At 67.5% G+C, this 22,128-nt stretch carries 21 protein-coding genes; 8 read left to right on the top strand and 13 right to left on the bottom strand.

Annotated features, from left to right (window positions below; genetic code table 11):
* Positions 1 to 11 precede the first annotated feature (11 nt).
* The 3 genes from G3N61_RS04460 to gstA form a co-directional block, all read right to left on the bottom strand.
* Entirely contained in the window at positions 12 to 1,304 is a 1,293-nt protein-coding gene (locus tag G3N61_RS04460; RefSeq protein WP_205821690.1) for a TolC family protein, read from the bottom strand.
* A 92-nt stretch (positions 1,305 to 1,396) separates the two neighbouring features.
* Positions 1,397 to 1,774 carry a hypothetical protein gene (locus G3N61_RS04455; protein ID WP_205821689.1) on the bottom strand — a complete coding sequence of 126 codons (378 nt, stop codon included), beginning with the start codon at positions 1,772 to 1,774 and terminating at the stop codon, positions 1,397 to 1,399.
* Positions 1,775 to 1,861: 87 nt separating this feature from the next.
* On the bottom strand, positions 1,862 to 2,494 hold the full coding sequence (gene gstA, locus G3N61_RS04450; RefSeq protein WP_089453820.1) for a glutathione transferase GstA: 633 nt from the start codon (positions 2,492 to 2,494) through the stop codon (positions 1,862 to 1,864).
* A gap of 136 nt (positions 2,495 to 2,630) precedes the next feature.
* Here gstA and G3N61_RS04445 point away from each other — a divergent pair, with 136 nt between their 5' ends.
* Entirely contained in the window at positions 2,631 to 3,023 is a 393-nt protein-coding gene (locus G3N61_RS04445) for a helix-turn-helix domain-containing protein (RefSeq protein ID WP_205821688.1), read from the top strand.
* Positions 3,024 to 3,054: 31 nt separating this feature from the next.
* The gene (locus tag G3N61_RS04440) at positions 3,055 to 3,423 is read left to right on the top strand and encodes a hypothetical protein (RefSeq protein WP_043178682.1); all 369 of its coding nucleotides are present in this window, start codon (positions 3,055 to 3,057) and stop codon (positions 3,421 to 3,423) included.
* On the opposite strand, the gene G3N61_RS04435 is transcribed toward G3N61_RS04440, so the two are convergent.
* Complete coding sequence (locus G3N61_RS04435) at positions 3,420 to 3,968, bottom strand: YbhB/YbcL family Raf kinase inhibitor-like protein (protein WP_241017567.1); 549 nt, start codon at positions 3,966 to 3,968, stop codon at positions 3,420 to 3,422. The genes G3N61_RS04440 and G3N61_RS04435 overlap by 4 nt on opposite strands.
* Here G3N61_RS04435 and G3N61_RS04430 point away from each other — a divergent pair.
* Both G3N61_RS04430 and G3N61_RS04425 read left to right on the top strand, forming a co-directional pair.
* Positions 3,955 to 4,233, top strand: coding sequence for a hypothetical protein (locus G3N61_RS04430; protein WP_205821687.1), 279 nt, complete (start codon positions 3,955 to 3,957; stop codon positions 4,231 to 4,233). The two genes, G3N61_RS04435 and G3N61_RS04430, sit on opposite strands and share 14 nt — an antisense overlap.
* A gap of 122 nt (positions 4,234 to 4,355) precedes the next feature.
* Positions 4,356 to 5,741, top strand: a complete 1,386-nt coding sequence (locus G3N61_RS04425; RefSeq protein ID WP_205821686.1) for an MFS transporter — start codon at positions 4,356 to 4,358, stop codon at positions 5,739 to 5,741.
* 69 nt (positions 5,742 to 5,810) lie between these two features.
* On the opposite strand, the gene G3N61_RS04420 is transcribed toward G3N61_RS04425, so the two are convergent.
* The 4 genes from G3N61_RS04420 to G3N61_RS04405 form a co-directional block, all read right to left on the bottom strand.
* Positions 5,811 to 6,887 carry a C45 family peptidase gene (locus G3N61_RS04420; RefSeq protein ID WP_205821685.1) on the bottom strand — a complete coding sequence of 359 codons (1,077 nt, stop codon included), beginning with the start codon at positions 6,885 to 6,887 and terminating at the stop codon, positions 5,811 to 5,813.
* Between the two features lie 121 nt (positions 6,888 to 7,008).
* Positions 7,009 to 8,580 (bottom strand): DUF3138 family protein, encoded by a 1,572-nt coding sequence (locus G3N61_RS04415; RefSeq protein ID WP_241017577.1) that lies wholly within the window; start codon positions 8,578 to 8,580, stop codon positions 7,009 to 7,011.
* Between the two features lie 112 nt (positions 8,581 to 8,692).
* Positions 8,693 to 9,808, bottom strand: a complete 1,116-nt coding sequence (locus G3N61_RS04410; protein WP_043178697.1) for a polyamine ABC transporter substrate-binding protein — start codon at positions 9,806 to 9,808, stop codon at positions 8,693 to 8,695.
* Positions 9,809 to 10,019: 211 nt separating this feature from the next.
* A complete protein-coding gene (locus G3N61_RS04405) occupies positions 10,020 to 11,750 on the bottom strand; it encodes an amidohydrolase (RefSeq protein ID WP_205821683.1) in 1,731 nt (576 codons plus the stop codon).
* 237 nt (positions 11,751 to 11,987) lie between these two features.
* Here G3N61_RS04405 and G3N61_RS04400 point away from each other — a divergent pair, with 237 nt between their 5' ends.
* A complete protein-coding gene (locus tag G3N61_RS04400) occupies positions 11,988 to 12,818 on the top strand; it encodes a helix-turn-helix transcriptional regulator (RefSeq protein ID WP_043178701.1) in 831 nt (276 codons plus the stop codon).
* Positions 12,819 to 12,833: 15 nt separating this feature from the next.
* Here G3N61_RS04400 and G3N61_RS04395 read toward each other — a convergent pair whose 3' ends face one another.
* The 4 genes from G3N61_RS04395 to G3N61_RS04380 all read right to left on the bottom strand — a co-directional run bounded on the left by G3N61_RS04395 (position 12,834) and on the right by G3N61_RS04380 (position 17,069).
* On the bottom strand, positions 12,834 to 13,754 hold the full coding sequence (locus tag G3N61_RS04395; RefSeq protein WP_039353976.1) for a LysR family transcriptional regulator: 921 nt from the start codon (positions 13,752 to 13,754) through the stop codon (positions 12,834 to 12,836).
* 133 nt (positions 13,755 to 13,887) lie between these two features.
* Positions 13,888 to 15,078, bottom strand: a complete 1,191-nt coding sequence (locus tag G3N61_RS04390; RefSeq protein WP_043178705.1) for an MFS transporter — start codon at positions 15,076 to 15,078, stop codon at positions 13,888 to 13,890.
* Positions 15,079 to 15,181: 103 nt separating this feature from the next.
* Entirely contained in the window at positions 15,182 to 16,639 is a 1,458-nt protein-coding gene (locus G3N61_RS04385) for an FAD-dependent oxidoreductase (RefSeq protein ID WP_089453828.1), read from the bottom strand.
* A gap of 85 nt (positions 16,640 to 16,724) precedes the next feature.
* The gene (locus tag G3N61_RS04380) at positions 16,725 to 17,069 is read right to left on the bottom strand and encodes a cupin domain-containing protein (protein ID WP_027789860.1); all 345 of its coding nucleotides are present in this window, start codon (positions 17,067 to 17,069) and stop codon (positions 16,725 to 16,727) included.
* 197 nt (positions 17,070 to 17,266) lie between these two features.
* Here G3N61_RS04380 and G3N61_RS04375 point away from each other — a divergent pair, with 197 nt between their 5' ends.
* The 3 genes from G3N61_RS04375 (at position 17,267) to G3N61_RS04365 (ending at position 20,772) form a co-directional block, all read left to right on the top strand.
* Positions 17,267 to 18,151 carry a helix-turn-helix transcriptional regulator gene (locus G3N61_RS04375; RefSeq protein WP_205821682.1) on the top strand — a complete coding sequence of 295 codons (885 nt, stop codon included), beginning with the start codon at positions 17,267 to 17,269 and terminating at the stop codon, positions 18,149 to 18,151.
* A gap of 166 nt (positions 18,152 to 18,317) precedes the next feature.
* The gene (speB, locus tag G3N61_RS04370; protein WP_043178716.1) at positions 18,318 to 19,268 is read left to right on the top strand and encodes an agmatinase; all 951 of its coding nucleotides are present in this window, start codon (positions 18,318 to 18,320) and stop codon (positions 19,266 to 19,268) included.
* 22 nt (positions 19,269 to 19,290) lie between these two features.
* Positions 19,291 to 20,772 (top strand): aldehyde dehydrogenase family protein, encoded by a 1,482-nt coding sequence (locus tag G3N61_RS04365; RefSeq protein WP_205821681.1) that lies wholly within the window; start codon positions 19,291 to 19,293, stop codon positions 20,770 to 20,772.
* A 132-nt stretch (positions 20,773 to 20,904) separates the two neighbouring features.
* On the opposite strand, the gene G3N61_RS04360 is transcribed toward G3N61_RS04365, so the two are convergent.
* Positions 20,905 to 21,789 carry a patatin-like phospholipase family protein gene (locus tag G3N61_RS04360; RefSeq protein WP_043179234.1) on the bottom strand — a complete coding sequence of 295 codons (885 nt, stop codon included), beginning with the start codon at positions 21,787 to 21,789 and terminating at the stop codon, positions 20,905 to 20,907.
* Positions 21,790 to 22,128 lie beyond the last annotated feature (339 nt).

The raw sequence follows: 22,128 nt of genomic DNA, 5'->3' as shown, positions 1-22,128 counted from the left end.
GTCGTTCTCCTTTATTGCGCGGCGGCCAGCGTCGACGGCACGACCTGGTATTCGAGCTGCGCCCAGGTCTGCGAGACCTCGCGCCGGAGATCGAGCACCTGCAATTGCGCATCCAGTTGCGCGCGGCGCGCGGCGAACGTATCGGCGAGCGAACCCGTGCCGGCGCGGTACGCGGCGTTCGCCAGTTGCACGCGCTGGTTGGCGGCGGGCAGCAGCGCGTCGCCGAGATTCGCGATGCGTGCACGACCGCTCGCGAGCGTCGCGGACTGCTTGCGGATATCGGTCTGCACCTGGCGCAGCGTGTCCTCGTACATCAGGCGCGCCTTCGTCGCGAGCGCGGCCTTTTCGGCGACGTCGCGGTTCTGGCGGTTCTTGCGATTGATCGGCAGCGGGATCGTGACGCCAACGGACACCATGTTCGAATACGCGCCGCCGCGCTGCTGGTACGCGACTTCCCACGTCCAGTTCGGGCTGCGTTCGCTGTTCGCGACAGCCGTATCGGCTTCGGCGACGGCGATATCGTCGGCGGCGGTGATCAGCGCCGGTTGCGACAGCCGCAACTCGTCCGGCGGCAGCGACGACACGAACGACTCCGGCGCGGGCGGCGCGCCCGTGACGTCGTCGACGGGCACGGCGGTCCAGCGCGACAACGCAATGAGTGAAGTCTGGTAGACCTGCTCCGCCTTCAGCAGTTGATCCTGCGTCTGCGCGAGCATGGCCCGCGCCTGGACGACATCGGCCGCACTCGCCTTCGCACCGCGATACGACGCCTTCGTCGCGTCGAGTTCATGATTCATGTGATCGAGCAACGCCTGCTGCAGCGCGAGCGCCTGCTTCGCGTAGACGGCGTTCAGCCACGCCGTCGCGGTTTGCTGGCGCACGCTCGCGAGCTGCGCGAGATAACCGGCGCGCTCGCGCCCGACCTGCTCGTTGGCGAGCGCCGACCGCAGGCGCCGCTTGTCGCCGGACACCCACTCCTGCTCGATGCCGATGCGGCGCATCGTCATGAAGTCCTGGCCGACGGTGAAGCGCTGGCCGCCGTTGACCGGCAGGTTGTCGATGCCGGCCTTGAGCATCGGGTCGGGCAGCTGGCCGGCCTTCACGGCCACCTCCGAGCTGGCGCGCACCGACGCCTGCGCGGCCTGCATCGAAGCGGAATGATCGGTGGCGGACTGCAGCGCGGCGTCCAGCGTGAAAGGCGGTTGCTGCGCGTGAACGGCGCCCGCAACCAGCAGCGCCGCCCAAAGCATGGGCGCGCGCCGACGCGCACGCCGCGCAAGCGGCGTGCCGAAATGGAATGACATGGTTTAACCCCAACGGCGGAACCCCATAGGGATTCCACGTCCTGATACAGGACGAACCTCACCGCGCATGCGGCGAACCTATCGGATCGGGATCAGCTGATGCGTGGAGGGCGCCACAATCCGTTCGGATCGCGGACCGGGAGGAGTTGCGCGTAGTGGAACGCGACGGTGCTGGCGTAGGCAGCGGGACGACTGACTTCGGCGCGAGCGGCCGGATGATAGAGACTGCCGAACTGGCATTGCGCCGTGAGCTTGCAGGCCATGCCCTTCGCTTTCGCGTGGGCCTTGCCGGCAGGCGACGACTGCATCGAATCGCAGCCCGGCATGTCGGCGGACATGCCGGCGTCCATGTCCATCGACATGCCCTGCTGCATCATCGGACATTCCCCGGCCAGGCCGCTGGCTGCCAGCCCGCTGATGGGCAGCACCGCGCAGAGCAGCAGCAGGATGATGGTCCGGAGGAATTTCATGGCGGGGATTATAGCGCGGGGATTTGCTGTCTGGCGGCGCGTCGATGAAGCGGAAAGACGCGCCGATTCCGCGACCGCCGTCGCCTGCTACCGCGCCAGCCCCTCCGCCTCCAGCACTGCCCGCACCGCAGGCCGCGCCCGCACCCGCTCGTACCACGCACGCAAATGCGCATACCGGGTCAGGTCGATATCCGCGTGGTACACCGACCGCATCCAGTCGGCCTTGCCCCACCCCGTCAGCGCGAACAGATACGCATCGGCGACCGTGAACGTGTCGCCCGTCAGGAACGCGTTGCCGTCGAGCTGACGGTCGATCCATGCAAAACGGCTGTCGAGCTTCGTTCTCGCCGGGTCGACGTATTTCCCCGCCTGCACCGCGTACAGCAGCGGAATGAACCCCTTGTGGATCTCGGTGCCGAGGAAGTTGAGCCACTCCATCAGCCGATAGCGCGCGAGCGTGCCGTAGGCGGGCGCGAGCCCCGCATCCGGACGCAAATCCGCGAGATACTGCGCGATCACCGGCCCTTCGCGCAGCAGCGTGCCGTCGTCGAGTTCGAGCAGCGGCACGTAGCCGAGTTCGGTCACATCGTAGTAATTGCGCCCGTCTTCAATGACATGCTTGCGCGCGTCGACCTGGATGATCTCCGCGTCGATGCCGCCTTCGCGCAGCACGATGCAAATGGCCTGCGAACAGCTTCCGGGAGCGTGATAGAGCTTCATGCGTGTCCTTCGTGGGTGGTTCATGGATCGATTCGCCGCGACGCGGGCGCTAATATCTCGCATTGGCGCAGGGCTGAGAAGACGGCAGTCGTTTGTGCCGTAGTCACAAAAAATTTACCGACCAGGATTCGGCACGATGAAATCGAGTGCGACCGGATGTTCCGTTGAAGAAGCGATGCGCCTGCTCGGCGGCCGCTGGCGGCTGCTGCTGGTGTCGTATCTGCTCGACGGGCCGCGGCGTTTCAGCGACCTGCGGCGCGACATGCCCGGCATCTCGCAACGGATGCTGACGCTCGACCTGCGCGCGCTCGAAGACGCCGGGCTCGTGCGGCGCACCGTCTATCCGGAAGTGCCGGTGCGGGTCGAGTACGATCTGACCGCCGACGGCGACCGGCTGCGGCCCGTCGTCGAAGTGATGCGCGAATTCGGGCTGTGGCTGAAAGCACGCGATGCCGATGCGGCGTGCGCGACCGGCGTGACGCCCGGCGCGGCAGCCGCGATCGACACGGCCCTCCATTCAACCCGATAACCCCTACTCCCTTACGCAGGAACCCACCTTCATGGAACTTCACGCCACTATCGGCGCGGCGACGTCCGATCTCGACGACGACGAAAGCTTCGCCAACATCTACTGTCACGACGCCGAGCAGGACTATTGCTTCGCGCTGTCGCGCTTCCCGGACGACGCGCTGATCGAAGTGATGGTCCGCGACCAGGTCAACGTGCGCGTCAAGGATCTGTCGGTGCGCCTGACGGACGACACGATCGACGTCGAGATCGAACCCGCCCTCGCCGCGCGTCTCGACGGCCAGACGCGCTACGTGATCCATCTCGCACCCGGTCAATACGATCCGGTCGCGCTGCGCGCCGCGCTGAAGGAGATCTTCGTCGGCAAGAACGGCTTTCAGGACGACAGCACGCGCGGCTAACGGCTCAATCGTACGGTCATCGTCGCCTGCGCGATGGCCTGGTCGTGCGCAGTGAAGCCGACGACCGCCGGCGTCGCATCACGCTCGACCGGCAGCTTCGCCACCTTGAGCGCGGTCAGCGTGATGACGTAACGATGTGTCTCGCCTTGCGGCGGGCACGGGCCGAGATAGCCGGTGTGGCCGGTGTCGTTCTTCATCGGAACGGCACCCGCCGGCAGCCTCGCAACGTCATTGCCCGACCCAGCCGCGATGCCGTGAGCCGACGCCGGTATATCGGCGACGACCCAGTGCCAGAACCCCGAGCCCGTCGGGGCATCGGCATCGAACATCGTCAGCAGGTAGCTTTGCGTACCCGCCGGCGCATCCGTCCATCTTATGGATGGCGAAACATTCTCGCCGTGGCAGCCGAAGCTGCCCGATACCTGCGCGTGATCGAACGCGCCGCCAGCCAGCTCCACGCTGGCGATCGAGAAATCGCCGGCCCGCGCCGTCCCGGCGGCGATCATGGCGGCACACAGGGCGAAACCGGGCTTGAATGTCTTCATCGTCAATCTCACCAGCGAGCAGGAATGGAACGGCCATTCTTGCAATCGCGCCGATCCCGAACAAGGCGAGCAAAGGTACCGGTATCGCGACTACCCGGCAAAGTCCGGCCAGTCCGGCGAAGCGATACCGGACAACCTGCGCGACCGGTTCGACATCGATTCCGGCCCGTCGTCGGTGCGGCTGACTTGCAACACACACAGCAAGCGCGTCTCGCGCCACGATCGACGCCGTTTCCCACATATTGAGCGCCGTTCGTCCCATTAATAGGGATACCTGTCCAAATGTTGACGCACTGCGCGCCACGGCTCTAACGTTCGCCCCAACGCCATTCGATTCGGCCGCCCCGCTCGCGGGCGACGGCCGGGCACAGAACACAGGAGACAACCGTGGCCCATTCCGCGTCACGCACGCACGCCAACCCGCAGGAACAGCGGCCCGCACACACCGGCATCGCATCCGATTCCGCCGCCCGCGCGGCCGCGGCGCAGGCCGCGCCACCGAGCCGCAAGCGGCTGCTGATCCTCGCGTTGCTGTTCGTCACGGTCGTGATCAACTATCTCGACCGCAGCAACCTGTCGATCGCCGCGCCCGCGCTGTTCAAGGAGCTGAACATCGATCCGGTGCGCGCGGGCCTCGTGTTCTCCGCGTTCGGCTGGACCTACGCGCTGATGCAGATCCCCGGCGGCTGGCTCGTCGACAAGGTGTCGCCGCGCGTGCTGTACGCGGGTGCGCTCGCACTGTGGTCGGCCGCGACGCTGCTGCTCGGCTTCGCGGGCTCGTTCGTCGGGCTGATCGTGCTGCGCCTCGCGGTCGGCGCACTCGAGGCGCCGGCCTACCCGATCAACAACCGCGTGGTGACGACGTGGTTCCCGACTCGCGAACGTGCGAGCGCGATCGGCGGCTACACGTCGGGCCAGTTCGTCGGCCTCGCATTCCTCACGCCGGTGCTCGCATGGCTGCAGGTGCATCTTGGCTGGCACATGGTGTTCGTCGCGACCGGCCTCGCCGGCATCGCGTGGGCCGCGATCTGGTACGCGGTGTACCGCGAGCCGCGCGCGTTTCGCGGCGTCAACGCGGCCGAGATCGCGCTGATCCGCGACGGCGGCGGGCTCGTCGATCTCGAAGACCGCGTCGCGGCACGCAGCGAACGCGCACCATCGACATGGCGCGACCTCGGCGTCGTGCTCGGCCGGCGCAAGCTGTGGGGCATCTATCTCGGCCAGTTCGCGCTGAACTCGACGCTGTGGTTCTTCCTCACGTGGTTCCCGACCTACCTCGTGAAGTACCGCGGGATGGACTTCATCAAGTCGGGCTTCCTCGCGTCGCTGCCGTTCCTCGCCGCGTTCGTCGGCGTGCTGTGCTCGGGCGTGCTGTCGGACTGGCTGATGCGCCGCGGCGCATCGCAGGGCTTCGCGCGCAAGCTGCCGATCATCTCGGGGCTGCTGATCTCGACCTGCATCATCGGCGCGAACTACGTCACGTCGACGGGCTGGGTGATCGCGTTCATGACGATCGCGTTCTTCGGCAACGGCTTCGCGTCGATCACGTGGTCGCTCGTGTCGGGGCTCGCGCCCGCGCGGCTGCTCGGCCTGACGGGCGGCGTGTTCAACCTGATCGGCAACCTGTCCGCGATCGCGACGCCGATCGTGATCGGGCTGCTGGTGGACGGCGCGGACTTCTCGCGCGCGATCACCTACATCGCCGCCATGGCGCTCGCGGGCAGCCTGTCGTACGGGCTGCTGGTCGGCAAGGTCGAGCGCATCGACGCATAAGCGTCGGCAACGCACGGGCGGCCCGCACGCGCCGCCCTGCTTTACCGCTACCGCTGAACGCGCGTCGCGTCAGAACCGCTGAGACCCGCCGCGCGCCAGATCGTGCGGATTGCCGGCCACGTAATCGAGCGCGCACGCATCGGTATCGATGCCGACGGTCAGCAGCGTTTCCCAGCGCTCGGTGTCGGGCATCGACAGGTCCGGATGGAAACACACGACGGCCTGGTCGCCGGCCACTCCGCACATCGCCTCCGCGCGTTCGCGCACATCGGCACTCGTCATCCCGTTCACGATGTCGTTCAGGTGCGCAAAGCGCTCGTGCGTGGTCGAGCTGTCGGGCATGCACTCGCCGCCGCTCAATGCGCGATCGAGGAAGTGATTCGTATGCAGCAGCCAGCCGTCCGGACGCGGCACCACCACGCCCACGCCCGACGGACTCAGCTCGATGCTGGCCGCGCGCGGGTTCGCGTCATGCCGCGTGAACACGGTCAGCACCGTCGACGCGCTCACGCGTGCGGTGCGGGCCAGTTCGATCGCTTCCTGAACCGTCGTCGCTTCTTCGAGAATCCGCCGCGCGATCGCATGCACGGGCACGCCCGCGCTGCCGTTGTCGCTCGTATGGTGCAGGATGTTGAAGTGCAGCCCGAGCCCCGCGCTGTTCACGCCGAGCTTCGCGAGCATCCCGAATTCGGAGAACAGCTTGACGGTGCGGCCGTGCCGCGTCTCCAGCTTCAGCAGCAGCCCCTGCGGCGCGAGGCTGTCGTGCCAGTCCCACGTCTGCAGCGTGCGCGGCGCCTGCGGGCCGGCCGGCGCGTAGACGGTCGTCGAACATTCGCCTTCCGTCGATGCCGGCGCGATCGCGAGAATCTCGGTGCGCGCGTTCAGGCACGCGAGCTGCCAGCGCGGCAGGTCGACGGCATGTGCGATCGCATCGATTTCGCCGGCCAGGTCGGGCGCCCACGCCTCGAGCGACGCGACGCTCGCCTCGCCGATCTCGCGTGCGCGTTGCGGATCGATGCCGAGCTTCGGGAAGAACGCGAGATAAAGCGCGACGGCCTGCCGGATCTCCGGCGCGAAACGCTCGCCGATCTGGCGACCGCGCTCGCGCGAATCGCGGGTGTCGGTCACGAAGGTGTGCAGTTTCACGATGGTTTCTCCTGGGTTGAATGCGGACCGAGGGATGCCCGGCCCAGAATGTCACGCGTCGCGAGCGACGACAATGAAAAAAGCGGGGCCGCGCCGCACGAGGCGTGCGCGCCCCCCGTGCTCAGAACGAATAGATGAACTGCATTCCGGCGAGGTCGTTGCTGCGCGAGTACGTACCGTTGCTCTTCAGGAACACCGGATGGTTCGCCGCGTCGTGGCGGTATTCGAGCTTCACGGTGATCTGCTGCGTCGGATAGAACAACAGGTCGGCCGTGATCGCGTAGCGCTGCGCGCCCTTGCACTCGGTGCCGTTGGTCGACGAGCCGTGGAAGCACGCCGGATCGATGCCGAAGCCGCTCGACCCGTTCACCGACGGATTGCCGCCCGCGAGCCCGTACTGGATGTTCGTGCCGCCGCCGCCGTTCGACGTGTTGTTCAGGTAGTCGAAGCGCAGCGTCGCGCCCATGCGGCCGACCCACGACGTCGTCCACTTCGTATGACCAAGCAACGACATCCCGTACCAGCGGGCGGTGCCGCCGTTCCATGCGCCCTTCTGCAACTCGCCGTAATCGACCTGCGCGTTGACCTGGGTCTTGTCGTGCGTATAGGTCACGTCGGCCTCCACGTACTTGTAGAGACCAGTCGGCGACGAGCCGTTGCACTGATAGCCGTAGCCGCCCGGCGTCGCGCACGGCGAGAACAGCGACTGCCGGCCGAGCATCCCGGAGATGCCGAAGTCGAAGGCGGTCGATGTCGCGTTGTCGAAGCGCGCGGTGATCGTCGGCGTCCAGTTGGTCTTCGTCGTGTTGTTCGCCGCGTTCGCGATCGCGCCGGCGGTGCGCAGCACCTCGTTGCCGATCACGACCTGCCAGAAGCGCGTCATCGCCGCGTTGGAGCCCTTCAGCCCGACGCCGATCAGGTTGCCCGGCTCGCTGAAGTCGTACAGCAGCCCGTGCGTGAGCGTCAGCATCTGGTTCGACGGCTGCACTTCATAGCCGGCGAGGCTCGGCATCATCCCGACCTCGAAGGTGCGCGTCGTGCTGAGCGGGACCGTGACCACCGCCTGCGTGATGATGTTGTTGCCGATGCCGCCGTGCGAATTGCTGAACACGTTGCCGAAGCCGCGGTTCGGCTGGATCACGACCTCCGCCGACGGCGCCATCGGGCCGACGCCGAAGGTCTTCTTGATGTCGAGGTAGACGTCGCCGATCGTGCTGTTGAAGTAGTCGTACGCGCCCGGATCGTGGTTCAGGAACTGGAAGCCGGACGTGCGCTGCGCGCGGTTGAACAGGTACACGGGATCGACGTAGCCGGTGATGCTCAGGCCCGCGAGCGGGCCGGTGGTCGCCGCTTCCTGCAGCGAGTCGACCTTCAGCGATGCGTTCGCGATCTGCTCGCGCATCTGCTGCAGGTCGTCGTTCGTGAATGCGGGCGCCGAGTCGGCGGCCGGCGCGGCAGCCGCTGCCGTGTTGATCGAACCGATCTTCGCGCCGCCCGAGGCGGCGGTGGCAGTTGCAGTCGTTGCCGCGCCGGCAGGCTTCGCCGCCAGCATGCTCGCGCGCAGCTCGTTCACCTGCTGCTGCAGCGCGGTGACCTGTGCCTGCAGCGCCTTCATCTTGCTCGCGTCGGTCGCCTGCGGCGTGTGCGCGAAGGCCGAGGCGGCTTCGAACGCAAGCGCGCACAGCGCCGTCATGTGTTTGATTTTCATGTCGTGGGTGGTCGTCGGGACGAGCGCGCCCCCGCCCGCCGCGATGAGCGGCGGGGCGCGCGAAAGGTAGACGGGAGTGGGGAGAGCGGCGGCCGGCTTACTCGGTCTTCAGCTTCGTCCAGAGACGGTTCTGCAGACGCATCAGCTCAGGCGGAACCGGCTTGCTGAGGCTCAGCTTGCGGATCACGTCGGCGGGCGGGAACACGGCCGGATCGCTCGTCACTTCGGCGCGCACCAGATGCTTCGACGACGGCACGGCCGACGGGTACGACGTGTCGTTGGTCAGGTTCGCGCTCTCCTTCTCCGACAGCACGAAGTTGACGAACTTCAGCGCGGCGTCCGGGTGCGGCGCATCCTTCGGCACCGCCATCATGTCGAACCACATCGCGCTGCCCTCGGCGGGGATCACGTACTTGATGTGATACGGCTTCTTCGCGGAAGCAGCCGCGATCCGCGCGGAGTTCACGTCGCCCGACCAGCCGAGCGCGAGGCAGATGTCGCCGCCCGCGAGATCGTTGATGTAGCTGCTCGAATTGAACTGCGTGATGTACGGCCGCACCGTCTTCAGCAGCTCGTACGCGGCCTGGTAGTCGGCCGGGTTCGTCGTGTTCGGGTCCTTCTTCAGGTAGACGAACGCCATCCCGAACGCATCGACCGGCGAATCGAGCACCGAAATGCCGCAGTGCTTCAGCTTCTGCGCGTACTTCGGGTCGAACAGCAGCGCCCAGCTGTCGAGCGGCGCGTCGTTGCCGAGCGCGGCCTTCACCTTCTCGACGTTCATCCCGAGCCCGTCGGTGCCCCAGGTCCACGGAATGCCGAACTGGTTGCCCGGATCGTCCTTCGCGAGCACCTTCATGATTTCCGGATCGAGCAGCCCGTAGTTCGGCACCTGGCTCTTGTCGATCTTGCGGTAGATGCCGGCCTGCAACTGCCGCGCCCAGAAGATGTCGGACGGCACGACCACGTCATAACCCGACGTGCCCGACAGCAGCTTCGCCTGCAGCGTCTCGTTCGAATCGAACTCCTGGTAGACCACCTTGATGCCGGTCGCCTTCTCGAAGTTCGCGATCGTCGCCTTGCCGATCGAGTTGCCCCAGTTGTACACGTTGACGACGTCCGCCGCGTGCGCGACCGGCGCGCCGGTCCACAGGACGCCGCCCAGCGCGAGCGCCGCGCATGCCGTTTTCAGATGCTTGCTCCAATCCCCTGCCATGGTTTCCTCCGTCGATATCATGATCCGCTCGCGATGAACGGTGTGTGCTTCGGTCCGGAAAAATGTAGCCAGAGGAAATTGGCCGGTCTGCCCTGCCAATAGGGGGACACGCCGCACAATCGGGGACTCCGGTTCCGGACGGAGCCCCCGATCGGCACAACACGGAAGCGATTTGAAAGCATCCGCTGCCGCTTCGTCAGCGTAAAACCGCTCAGGAGGCCTGCACGCCCGTGCGCACGCCGAAGTCCTCGCCCACGTGCGTGATGCGGCCGTCCATCATCGTCAGCGCGACGTCGATGCGGCCGATGTCGTACTGGCCGACTTCGAACAGGTCGTTTTCCAGCACGACGAGATCCGCGCGCTTGCCTGGCGTGAGCGAGCCGACCTCGTGCTCCATCCCGAGCTGGTACGCGCCGTGGATCGTGTACGCGGCGATCAGCTGCGGAATGCTCAGGCGCTCGGCGAGGTCCGGAAACACCGGCGCATCGGGCTCGCCCGCGAGCTGGCGCGTATGGCCCGACTCGATGTGTTCGAGCGGCTTGTGCTGGCAGCGGCACTGGCACGCGAGGCCGTCCATGCCGATCGACACCGTCACGCCTTCGTCGAGGAACGTGCGGAACTTGTACATGTTGCTCCAGCGCGCGTGGCCGTAGTGGTCGCGCAGCTGCTCGGTGTACGCGTCGACCACGCCCCACTGCAGCTGCGTGTTCGCCATCACGCCCGTGCGGCGGAAGCGCGGGATGTCGTCCGGATGCGTGAGGAACGCATGCGTGATCACGTGGCGGCGGTCGCGCGGCGGGTTCGTGCGGTTGACCGCGTCGAAGCCGTCGAGCGCCATCCGCACGGCCGCGTCGCCCACGCAATGCACCATCACGTTCGCGTTCGCGCGATCGGCTTCGACCAGGTAGCGGTTGAACGTGTCGGCCGGCATCGTCGGCGCGCCGCAGGTGTCGGGGCGGTCCGCGTACGGTTCGAGCAGGTACGCGGTGTGGTTCGCCTCGGTGCCGTCGAGGAACAGCTTCAGCGCGCGCGCCTTCACGAGCGGCGAATCGTACTGCTCGCGGTATTTGACGAGCGTGCCGACCGGATCGTCGATCTCGCCGATCACCGCGACGCTGCCCACCACGCGCAGCTTCAGGTCGCCCGCGCGCTCCATCGTCTGCAGCGTCTCGTACAGCAGCGACTGGTCGCCGCTCGCGTCGAAGAAGCCCGCATCGAACACGGTCGTCACGCCGGCCGCGCACAGCTTCTTCTGCCACGGCGGGATCGATTTCAGGTACAGGTCGATGCCGGTCGGCAGCAGGCCGGCCGCGCTGATCCGCTGCAACACCAGCGAATACGCAGCGCCGTCGACGATCAGGCCGGTCGGCTCGCCGGTCACGGCGTCCTTCTCGAACCAGCTCGCGCCTTCCTGCACGGGCGGCGTCGATGCGTCGATGCCGGCGATCGCCAGCGCCTTCGAGTTCACCCACATCGAATGGAAATCGGTCGACAGCAGGCACACCGGGCGATCCGCGCAGATCGCGTCGAGCGTCTCCTTGCGCAGCAGCGCCGGCGGAATCGTCGCCTGGATCCAGCCCATCCCGGTGATCGCCGGCTCGTCCGGATGCGATTCGACGTAGTCGCGCAGCGCGCCGAGCACCTTCTGCGGATCCTCGTAGTTCACGAACGCCTGGAACGCGAACGCGGTCGTCTCGAAGTGCCAGTGCGATTCGACGAAGCCCGGCAGCACGAGCCGGCCGGCCGCGTCGACGACCTTCGTGTCCGCACCGATGTACGCCTGCACGGCCGCCGTATCGCCGACGTGGACGATCCGGCCGCCGCGCACGGCGACGGCCTGCGCCCAGGGCTTGTGCGGGTCGACGGTGTAGACCTTCGCGTTGGTGAGGATGAAATCCGCCGGCGTCGAATCCTTGGCGGCGTGCGTCGGTTGCATCTGCATGGCCTGTCCTTTCTGTTGATCAGGTTTTCGAAGTGCTTTCACTATAGGCAGACGATTCGCGCCGGTATGCCCCCCCGCCGCGGGGGCTCGGGTGAATTCCGGCCACCGCGCGCACGGTCTTGTCATCGTTTTGGGGACAACGCGCGAAATCCACCGCGCGAATCCGGTGAATTCCCGGCTGACGCGTGCACGGCGTTCGCGTAACGTCGCGCTGTCCCCTGCCCCCCACGCCCGACCATGCGACTTCTCCAGCCCGACCCGGCCGCCCGCGGCCACTACCTGATCGGCGTGCGCCCCGACACGCTCGGCGCCACGTTGCGCGCGGTCGGCACGCCGGATTTCGTCGGCGCGGTCACGGAGTTCGTCAACGACAGCATCGACGCCGACGCCGTGCATCTCGAACGCTGGCGCGCCGATACGGGCAGCACGTCGGGTTTCGTCGTCGAATGGCTCGGCAGCGGCAGCCTGCGCTTCGCGGCCGATACGCTGCGCGTGATGGATGTCTATTACCAGGACTACTGCCAGGTCGATCCGCTGGTCGCGCCGCTGCGCGGCAAGGCCGGCACGCTGCTGGTGCAGCGCCACGTCGATGGCATCGCGCAAGGCGAGTTCCGCCGCCGGATTTTCGACGAACCCGGCATCGGGCAGGAATGCCTGCTCGTGCACGGCAACGCGCATCTGCAGTACGCGCTCGGACTCGCGCGCACCGTCGGCCGGGCCGCGTTCACGACGGACGAGCTGTTCCACTTCCGGCAGATGGTCGACCTGCTGTTCCCGATGTTCGAGCTGCATGCGCGCACCTGCGCGGCGCGGCGGGTGGCGGCAGTGTCGGTGAATGCCGCGTCGCAGGCGAGCTTCGACGCGCGTCTCGAACGGCAGGACGTGCAGCTGTCGCGGCGCGAGCACGAGATCTGCCGGCTGATGCTGTGCGGGCGCTCGGTGCCCGAGGCCGCGCAGCAGCTCGACGTGAAGCTGTCGACGGCCGAGTCGTACGTGAAGCGTGCGTTCGCGAAGCTCGGCGTGCGCACGCGTCGCGAGCTGTTCGACTGGGTGCTGGTCGACTGCTGAACGCGTGGCGCCGGCTTACGCGGCCAGTGCGGCCGCCTTGATGTTGAATGCGCGCAGCAGGTCCTCGCAGAACGCGTCGACGATCGGCTTGTCGCTTGCGCTGCGCTTCATCGCGAGATGCAGCGGCACGTCGAAGCTGAACGTCGTGCGGCCGACGGCCTTCACGAGCCCGCGCTGCTCGAACGGCTCCGCGTAATGCGCGGGCAGGTAGCCGAGATGGCCGCCCGACAGGATCAGGATCGTCGCGGCCTCGATGCTGTCCGCGCTCGCGGTCACGCGTCGCTCGGGCAGCGGATACTGCTCCTCCGGCACCGGATAGGTGCGCCATACCCAGTCGTGAAGCTGCAGGTCGTCCGCCGTCACGGGCCGCGACGCATGGAACAGCGGATGCCCGCGCCCGCAGTAGATCACCTGCTGCTCGGTGAAGAGCGGCGTGTAGAGCAGCCCGGGCACGCGATGCCAGAAATAGCCAATCGCGAGATCGAGCTGGTTGTTGACGAGGCTTTCCTCCAGCTCTTGCGGTGACGCGACCTTCATCGCGAACGTGACGGCCTGGTCGCGCTTGCGGAATGCGCCGATCGCGTCGGCCACGCGCGCGTTCTCGACGAGCGGCGCCTGGCCGATCAGGCCGATCGACAGCGTGCCGACCAGCTTGCGATCGATGTCGCGCACGCGCGCGACGAATTCGGAGGTTGCCGCGACGAGCGTGCGCGCGGTGGCCGCGAAGCGTTCGCCCTTCGACGTCAGGCGAAAGCCGCCGCGCCCGCGATCGCACAGCTTGAAGCCGACGCGCGCTTCGAGCGCCGACAGCTGCGTGCTGATCGTCGACTGCCGCACGCCGAGCGACGCCTCGGCGGCCGTGATGCCGCGTGCGTCGACGACGGCCAGAAAGACCCGGATGAGCCGGAGATCGAGATCGGAAGTATTCGAGAACATGCTTCAAGCCGCTGCGCGTGTGCGCGTTACCCGGCCGGCCAGCACGACGCGCATCGCACGCCACGCCCGCCGCCTGCGCCGATGAACCAGACCGACCGCGCGCCGCCATCGGCAGCGGCACGCATCGCCACCCTCATTCAGATGCCGCTGCGAGCACGGGCGCCATCCCGAACACGGCCGGCCGCAGCCGCCGGTAACAGAGGAACGCCACCGCGCACAGCACGATCGCCGCGATCAGCGCCGACTGCGTGCCTGCGCTCTCGATCAGCGAGCCGCCCGCGACCGAGCCGACGCCATAGCCGAGCGCGACGCAGCCCGGCGACAGCGCGGCCGACTTGCCGACCAGGTCGTACTGCGGAATCGTCGCGTAGATCAGCAGCGCGCCGCCGGTCCAGCAGCCGATGAAGACGATCGCGCCGAGCGTGAACGTCGCCGCCGATGCCGGCAGCGCGAGCAGCACGGCCGCAACCGCGCAGCCGCCGAGATTCACGAGCGCCCAGCGGCGCAGGCCCGCGCCCGCGCCGAGCTTCGGCATCGCCGCGCAGATCACGAGGCTCGCGATGTTCGCGATGCCGAGCACGAGCGACACCGACTTGCCGCTCAGGCCCGCCGCGGTGCCGATCTTCTCGAGGAAGGTCCACACGACGCCGACGCCGCCGTACAGCGCGAGCTGCGCGCACAGCACCAGCATCGCGCCCTTGCGGTCGATGCGGCCGGCGACGCCGGCCGGCGCCGGCGTGGCCATCGTCTCGCCGCGGCGAAACAGCGGCGTCGCGAGCACGAACATGCCGAGCACGCACGCGACGAAACCGAACACGCCGTGCGCACCCCATGTGTCGCTCAGCATCGGGAAGATGTAGGCGAGCAGCACCATGCTCCACGTCACCTGCCCCATCAGCATGATCCCGAGATTGCGTTCGGGTGCGCGCGAATACGACAGGTAGCGCAACGCGATGCCGTTCAGCCCGCCCGAGCCGACGCCCGCGATGAACTGCAACGCCGAATAGGCGACGAGCCCGTGCGTCGCGAGCGTGCCGAGGTTCGCGCCGGCCGCGAGCGTCACCGCACCCGCGAGCACCCAGCGGACCGGCTGGCGGCCGAGCACGAACGCGACGAGCAGCGTGCCCGTCGATTCGCCGAGCACCTCGATGAAGCTCGACAGCCCGAGCGCCGCTTCGCCGAAGCCCCAATGACGCTCGACCTGCCCGACGATCGCGGGCAGGCCGAGGAAGACCGTCGGCCCGAGCATGCCGAGCAGCAGCATCACGACGACGAACAGCGCGTTTTCCTGTCGCGCCTCATCCTGCAGGTTGACTACATTCATCTGGTGTCTCTCTCCGTGTCCGCGGCGCGGACCGTCTCCTCTGGGGATCGTTTTGGGTGTCGCCATGACGGGGCGGCCCGGCGCGGGGCCGCCCCGTCGTCGCTTACATCGGGAAGCCCATCGCCTTGATGCCGCTGATCCATGCGCGCTTCCAGCCGCCTTCCGCATCCGCGCCATCGAACGCATGGAACGTGATCTTCGCGGCCATCCAGCGCATCGGTTCCGGCGGGATGTAGCTCGGGCTCTGGTTCGCGATGTCGAGCTTGCGCTCGGGGCTGTCGCGATCGAACAGGATGTTCAGCCCCATGAACGCGCCGAACCGGCTCGCCGCAACGCCGAAGCCCGTATAGCCGGCGACGAACACGGCCTTGTCGCCGAGATAGCGCTTCGCGAACACCGAGCCGCGCGAGCAGTAGTCGATCGGTCCGCCCCACGCGTGCGAGAAGCGCACGTCGCACAGTTGCGGGAACGTGCGGTAGAACGCTTCCGCGAGCCGGTAGTACGTTTCGCGCTGGCCGTCCTGGTGCGGTTCCGGATCGCCGTCGAAGTGATAGCTCACCAGCCCGCCGAAAATGATGTTGTTGTTCTTCGTCAGCCGGAAATAGTTGAGCTGCGTGCGCGTGTCGTACACGCCCTGGCGATTCTTCCAGCCGATCCGCGCGAGCTGTTCGTCGGTGAGCGGCTCGGTTGCGAGCACGTGATCGCGCACCTGCATCACGCGACGGTTGATGTCGGGAATCCCGACTTTCGCGGTGCCGCTGCCGAACACGACGCGCGGCGCACGCACGCTGCCCTTCGGCGTCTTCACGAATACCGTGCTGCCTTCGTCGGTCACGGTCACGAGCGGCGTGTGTTCATACAGCTTCACGCCGAGCTTCAGCGCCGCGCGCTTCAGCCCCCACGCGAGCTTCGCCGGGTGCACGATGCCGCTGCGGTTGCGCGACCACAGCGCGCCCGCGAACAGCGGCGAATTCAATTGTTCGAGCGTTTCCTCGCGATTCAGCAGCACGACGTTGTGGCCGTACTCGCGATGCAGGTCGTAATCGCCCTTCAGGTGCGCGATGTGCTCGGGATCGACCGCGACCGTCATCTCGCCGTTCCACTCGATATCGGCGTCGATGTCGTAGCGCTTCAGCGTCTCCTCGAAGCCGTCGAGGTTGTGATGGCCGAAGGCCTCGAGCTGCGCGATGTCGTTCGGGAACACGCGCACCGCGTTCGGCAGCCCGTGCATCACCGACGTCGAGATGATCCCGCCCGCGCGGCCCGACGCGCCGTGCGCCACCTTGCCGGCCTCGATCAGCACCACGTTCAGGTGCGGCATCTGTTCTTTCGCCTGCACGGCCGCCCACAGCCCCGTGAAGCCGCCGCCGACGATCAGCAGATCGGCCGTCACGTCGCCGACGAGCTCCGGCTCGGTCGCAGGCGCCGCCGGGTTGTCGAGCCAGTACGGGAACAGCTTCGTATTCGCGAGCGCCGCCTCGACGCCCAGTGCGACCGGCGCGCCACGCATTGCGTGCGCCTGCACCGGCGCAGTCTCTCTTGCTTTGACTTCCATTTCCATGATCCCAGCCATCACACGCGAAAAACGAAACCGCCGCCGGGCGCGCGTCACACGGACGACGACACCACGGCGGCGGCTTCGGACATCACGACTTCTCGAGCAGCACGTAGAACTTCTTCGCGTCCTCGATCGTCTCCCAGCGGCCCGCGAAGCCGGCCGGCAGCAGGTAGCCCTGGCCCGGCGTGAATTCCTTGCGGTTGCCTTCGACGTCGGTCAGTGCGATCCGGCCCTCGACGAGCCACACCGCCTCGTCGGCCGCGGTTTCCGGAAACTCCACCGAGCCGACCTTGCCTTCCCACCAGCCGATGAGGTAGTTGCCGCTCTTGCCTTCCGCCGCGCGCCAGTCGCTTTCGTCCATCCCGAAGTCGAGCTTCGTGAATTCGCCGATGCCTGCGCCGAGCGGCAGGATGTCCTTGATCAGTTTGGTCATCTGAATCTTCATCTCTTGATTGAAAAAAGCAGAGACAAAGTTACTCATTTACACTGCCCCGGTATGCCCCCCTCCGGGGGGGACAAGCGGTGTTTTCCGGGGCGAACCGGTCGGCAGGACAACCGACGGTGTTTCCCCTAATGACGTTTTCCGTTGCAACCGCTAAAATCGCGCCCGCCTTTCACCCGGGGAACCGCATGCTGCTCAACGTGAACCCCTTCCACCGCGACAACGACCGTTTCAACGTGTCGTTCAAGGCGCTGGGCGAGCTGATCGAGACGGTCGGCACGCCACACTTCGTGCCGCGCCTCACGCAACTGCTCAATGACGTGGTGCCGCTCGACGTCGCGCATGTCGAACGTTCGCGCGTCGACGGCTCGATGCCCACCGGCTATCGATGCGAATGGATCGGCAGCAGTGGCATCGATACCGAATCCACCGAAATCTCCGACGTGATGACGCTCTACTACGAGCGCTTTCTCGACAGCGACCCGCTGTTCGCGGGGCTGCGCGGCAAGACCGGCACGATGCTGGTGGTTCGCGACATCGCCGCGATCCCGCCCGGCGAATTCCGCCAGCGGCTGTTCGACGACGTGCATATCGGGCACGAATGCGTGCTCGCGCGCGGCACGCGCTATGCGCAGCATTCGATCGCGCTGGAGCGCGGCCGCGACCGGCCGCCGTTCACGCTCGCCGAGATGAACCGCTTTCGCAGCATCAGCGACATGCTGTTCCCGCTGCTCGAACTGCATGCGTCGACCACGGCCGCACGGCGCGTCGCACACCCGACGCCCGAGGTCCATCCGCTCGCGCAGTTCGATGCGCGGATCGCGGCCGACGGCGTGAAGCTGTCGAAACGCGAATACGAAACCTGCAAGCACCTGCTCTCCGGCAAGACCGTGCCCGAAACGGCCGAGATCCTCGGCGTGCGCGTCGCGTCGGCCGAGTCGTACGTGAAGCGCGCGTTCGCAAAGCTCGGTGTGCGCACGAAGCGCGAGCTCGCCGCGTGGGGTTCGGCCACCACCGCGTTCCCTTCTGCCGGCTCGCACGACGGCACCGCGCCGCCCGCCATCCCGCGCTGACCCGCCCGGCCGCACCCCGCGGCCGCGTTCGGTTGCGCCGCGTCGATGCGGCGGCGCCACTTGCATCGAGAGCCGTCGATGTAAACGTTGCGACTTCAAAATCTTCGCGCGGACGTTCTCCTCTACCATCGGCCGATCGCTTTACCTCAGAAAAAGGAGACGGCCCATGCCCCGCGAACTGAATCAACCGATGGGCGGCAACGAAATGCCGCGCTTTGGCGGCATCGCCACGATGATGCGGCTGCCGCAAGCCGCAACGACCGACGGCCTCGACGTGTGCTTCGTCGGCGTGCCGCTCGATCTCGGCACGTCGAACCGCTCGGGCTCGCGCTTCGGCCCGCGCCAGATCCGCACCGAATCCGTGCTGCTGCGCCCGTACAACATGGCCACGCGCGCGGCGCCGTTCGATTCGCTGCAGGTGGCCGACATCGGCGACGTCGCGACCAATCCGTACGACCTGAAGGACTCGGTGCGCCGCATTGAAGAGGCATACGACGAGATCGTCGCGAACGGCTGCCGGCCGATCACGCTCGGCGGCGATCACACGATCGCGTGGCCGATCCTGCGCGCGCTACACAAGAAGTACGGCAAGGTCGCCGTCGTGCACGTCGACGCGCACGCGGACGTGAACGACACGATGTTCGGCGAGAAGATCGCGCACGGCACGCCGTTCCGCCGCGCGGTCGAAGACGGGCTGCTGCAATGCGACAAGGTCACGCAGATCGGCCTGCGCGGCACCGGCTACCACGCGGACGATTTCGACTGGTGCCGCCAGCAGGGCTTCACCGTCGTGCAGGCGGAAGAATGCTGGAACAAGTCGCTCGCGCCGCTGATGGCGCAGGTGCGCGAACGCGTCGGCGACACGCCCGTCTATCTGAGCTTCGACATCGACGGCCTCGATCCGTCGTTCGCGCCCGGCACCGGCACGCCGGAAATCGGCGGCCTCACCGTGCAACAGGGCCTCGAGATCGTGCGCGGGATGAAGGGCCTGAACATCGTCGGCGCGGACCTCGTCGAAGTCGCACCGCCGTACGATCCGACCGGCACCACCGCGCTCACTGGCGCGAACCTCGCGTTCGAGATGCTCTGCGTGATGCCGGGCGTCGCCTACCGCTAACCCGACCGACAGGATGACCCTCATGTCCACCGCCGAGCTTTCCCGATCCACCGCCACGTTCGTGCTGCCCGCGGCGCACATCGCCGGCCAGCCCGTGCGCACACTGGCCGACGCGCCCGGCGCGCCGATCTTCGACGCGTCGACGGGGGCGGCGATCGGCTGGCAGGAATTCGCGACGGCCGCGCACGTCGACGCCGCGGTGCGCGCCGCGCGCGACGCGTTCGCCGGCTGGCGCGACACGCCGCCCGTCGAACGCGGCCGGATGCTCGCGACCATCGCCGAGCGCGTCGAAGCGTCGCGCGATCGACTTGCCGCGCTGCAAATGCAGGTGAGCGGCAAGCCGCCGTTCGAGGCCGACGCCGATGTCGGCGACGTCGCCGCGACGTTCGCGTATTACGCGACGCAGTGCGAAGACCCGGCGCTGTTCGCGGCCGAGCCGGTCGCGCTGCCGAGCGATGCCGTCACGGCCGAACGCTTCTACGATTCCGTCGGCGTCGCGGCGCTCGTCATGCCGTGGAACTTCCCGATGGTCACGACCGCTTGGAAGCTCGCACCCGCGCTCGCGGCAGGCTGCGCGGTCGTGCTGAAGCCGTCCGAACTCACGTCGCCGACCGAGCACGCGTTGCTCGAGATCGTCGCCGAAGCCGGCGTGCCGGCCGGCGTCGTCAACGTCGTGAACGGCGGCGCCGAAGTCGGTGCGGCGCTGACCGCGCATCCGCTGATCGACAAGATCTCGTTTACCGGCAGCACGGCGGCCGGCCGCAAGGTCATGCAGGCCGCCGCCGTCGACATGAAGCGCGTGACGCTCGAACTCGGCGGCAAGTCGTCGCTGATCGTGCGCGACGACGCCGATCTCGACGTCGCGGTGTCGCTCGCCGTCGCGGGCGCCTTCACGAACGCGGGCCAGATGTGCTCGGCCACCGCGCGCATCCTCGTGCACGACAGCGTGTACCGCAGCTTCATGGCCGCGTTCGAGACCGCCGTGCGCGCGCTCGTCGTCGCGCCGCCCGCGGCGGAACAGGTCGCGATGGGGCCGCTGATCTCGGCCGCGCAGCGTACGCGCGTCGAAGCGATGCTCCAGCACGGCATCGATGCGGGCGCACGCGTCGCCTTCAGCGGCCGCGTGACGGATGCCGGCGGCGACGGCTTCTTCATGGCGCCCGTCGTGATCGCCGAGCCGGCGGCCGACAACCCGCTGTGGACCGATGAAGTGTTCGGCCCCGTCGCGTGCGTGAAATCGTTCCGTACCGACGACGAAGCGATCGCGCTCGCGAACGACACGCGCTACGGGCTCGTCGCAACCGTCGTGACGCGCGATGCGGCCATCGCCAAGCAATTCCAGCAGCGCGTGCGCGCGGGGCTCGTGTGGATCAACGCGCCGCAGCTCATCTACCCGCACGTGTGCTGGGGTGGCTTCGGGCTCAGCGGCATCGGCCGCGAACTCGGCGTTGCAGGTCTGCGCAGCTATCAGGAACTGCGCCACGCGATGCGCGCGATCGACTGACCAGGGCGGCCGTTCAGGCCGTTGGCGGCACCGTGTCACGTGCACGGTGCCGTTTTTTTTTGCCGATTGCCGGGAAGAGGTCCGGCAGCCGGCGTTCGTCAGCCATGCGTTTGCACGGCGCGTGCGCAACCGTCAATGCGACCGCGCCGCGGCATGATCGTGCTCGCGCAGCTCGCCGGGAATCGCACACTCCGCGAGCCCGCCCGCGTCGATCCATGCGCGCGTGCGTTCCGCGGCCTTGTCGATCAACTGCGCGCACTGCGAGTAATCGTATGACGAGACGTCGAGCGGACAGAGCGGCGGCACGACATGGATGTGCGCGTGTGCCGCGTACAGCGCCAGATCGCGCACCAGTTGCCGCGCGATCACAAGCGTCAGCGCGTGCGTCGCATGCGCGATCGGGCTGCGCGGCGGGACGCGCAACGCGCAGGCGAACCCGGCCGGCAGCACGACGATCCGCTTGACGCCAAGCGCGATCGCCACCGAGATCGGCGTATTGTTCGCGACGCCGCCGTCGACAAGTTCCACGCCGCCGATGCTGACCGACGGAAACACGCCGGGAATCGCCGTGCTGGCCTGCACGGCATCCACGACCGAGCCGGCGGACAGCACGACTTCGCGGCCATTCAGCACGTCGGTCGCGACGATGTGGAGCGGCAGCGCGGCCTGCTCGATCCGCCGGTACGGCAGATTCTTTTCCAGCAGCAGACGCAGCGCATCGGCGTCGACCAGATGCGGCCGGTTGCGCAGCAGCATCGCGATGATGCTGCGCAACGAGAACGGCATGACGTCCTGGCGGCGGATCCTGCACCACAACGCGGCGAGCATCGCGACACCGTCCGCGTCCGGCCGGCCGGCGAAATAGGCGGCATTGATCGCGCCCGCCGACGCGCCGACGACGCAATCGGGCCGTTCGCCGCTCGCGACCAGCTCGCGCAGCATGCCGACCTCGATCGCGCCGAGACTGCCGCCGCCGGCGAACACGAAGGCGGTCGAGGGAGTGGGATCGGACGTCACGGTGCGCCCTCCTGCAGTTGGCTGCGACAGTGCTTTCGCCATGATGGATCGTGCGGCGCCCCGGATGTCCTGCTGAAAACCCTGCCGGCACGCGGACCCAGCCGGCGGACGACGATGCGCGCTGCGCGCCCCGGCATCCCGACGTGAGCGTCTTTTGGGGAGGGTGACGTCATTGGCGCCCCTCTTTCCGGGTCGCATTCGTACGGAAATTCTCGCGACGGAAACGCATTTTTTGACCTCGATCAAGAAAGCCGCACACATCGGCACGCGCAAACGTATGCAACGCATGCGTCACCCTTGATACGTGGAATCACGGGTTCAGTTATCCGGACGATCGCC

This window comes from Burkholderia sp. Ac-20349, assembly GCF_017104865.1.
Classification (GTDB): Bacteria; Pseudomonadota; Gammaproteobacteria; order Burkholderiales; family Burkholderiaceae; genus Burkholderia; species Burkholderia aenigmatica.
Note: the sequence above shows the minus strand (reverse complement) of the source record. Positions and strands in the feature narration are given on the sequence as shown.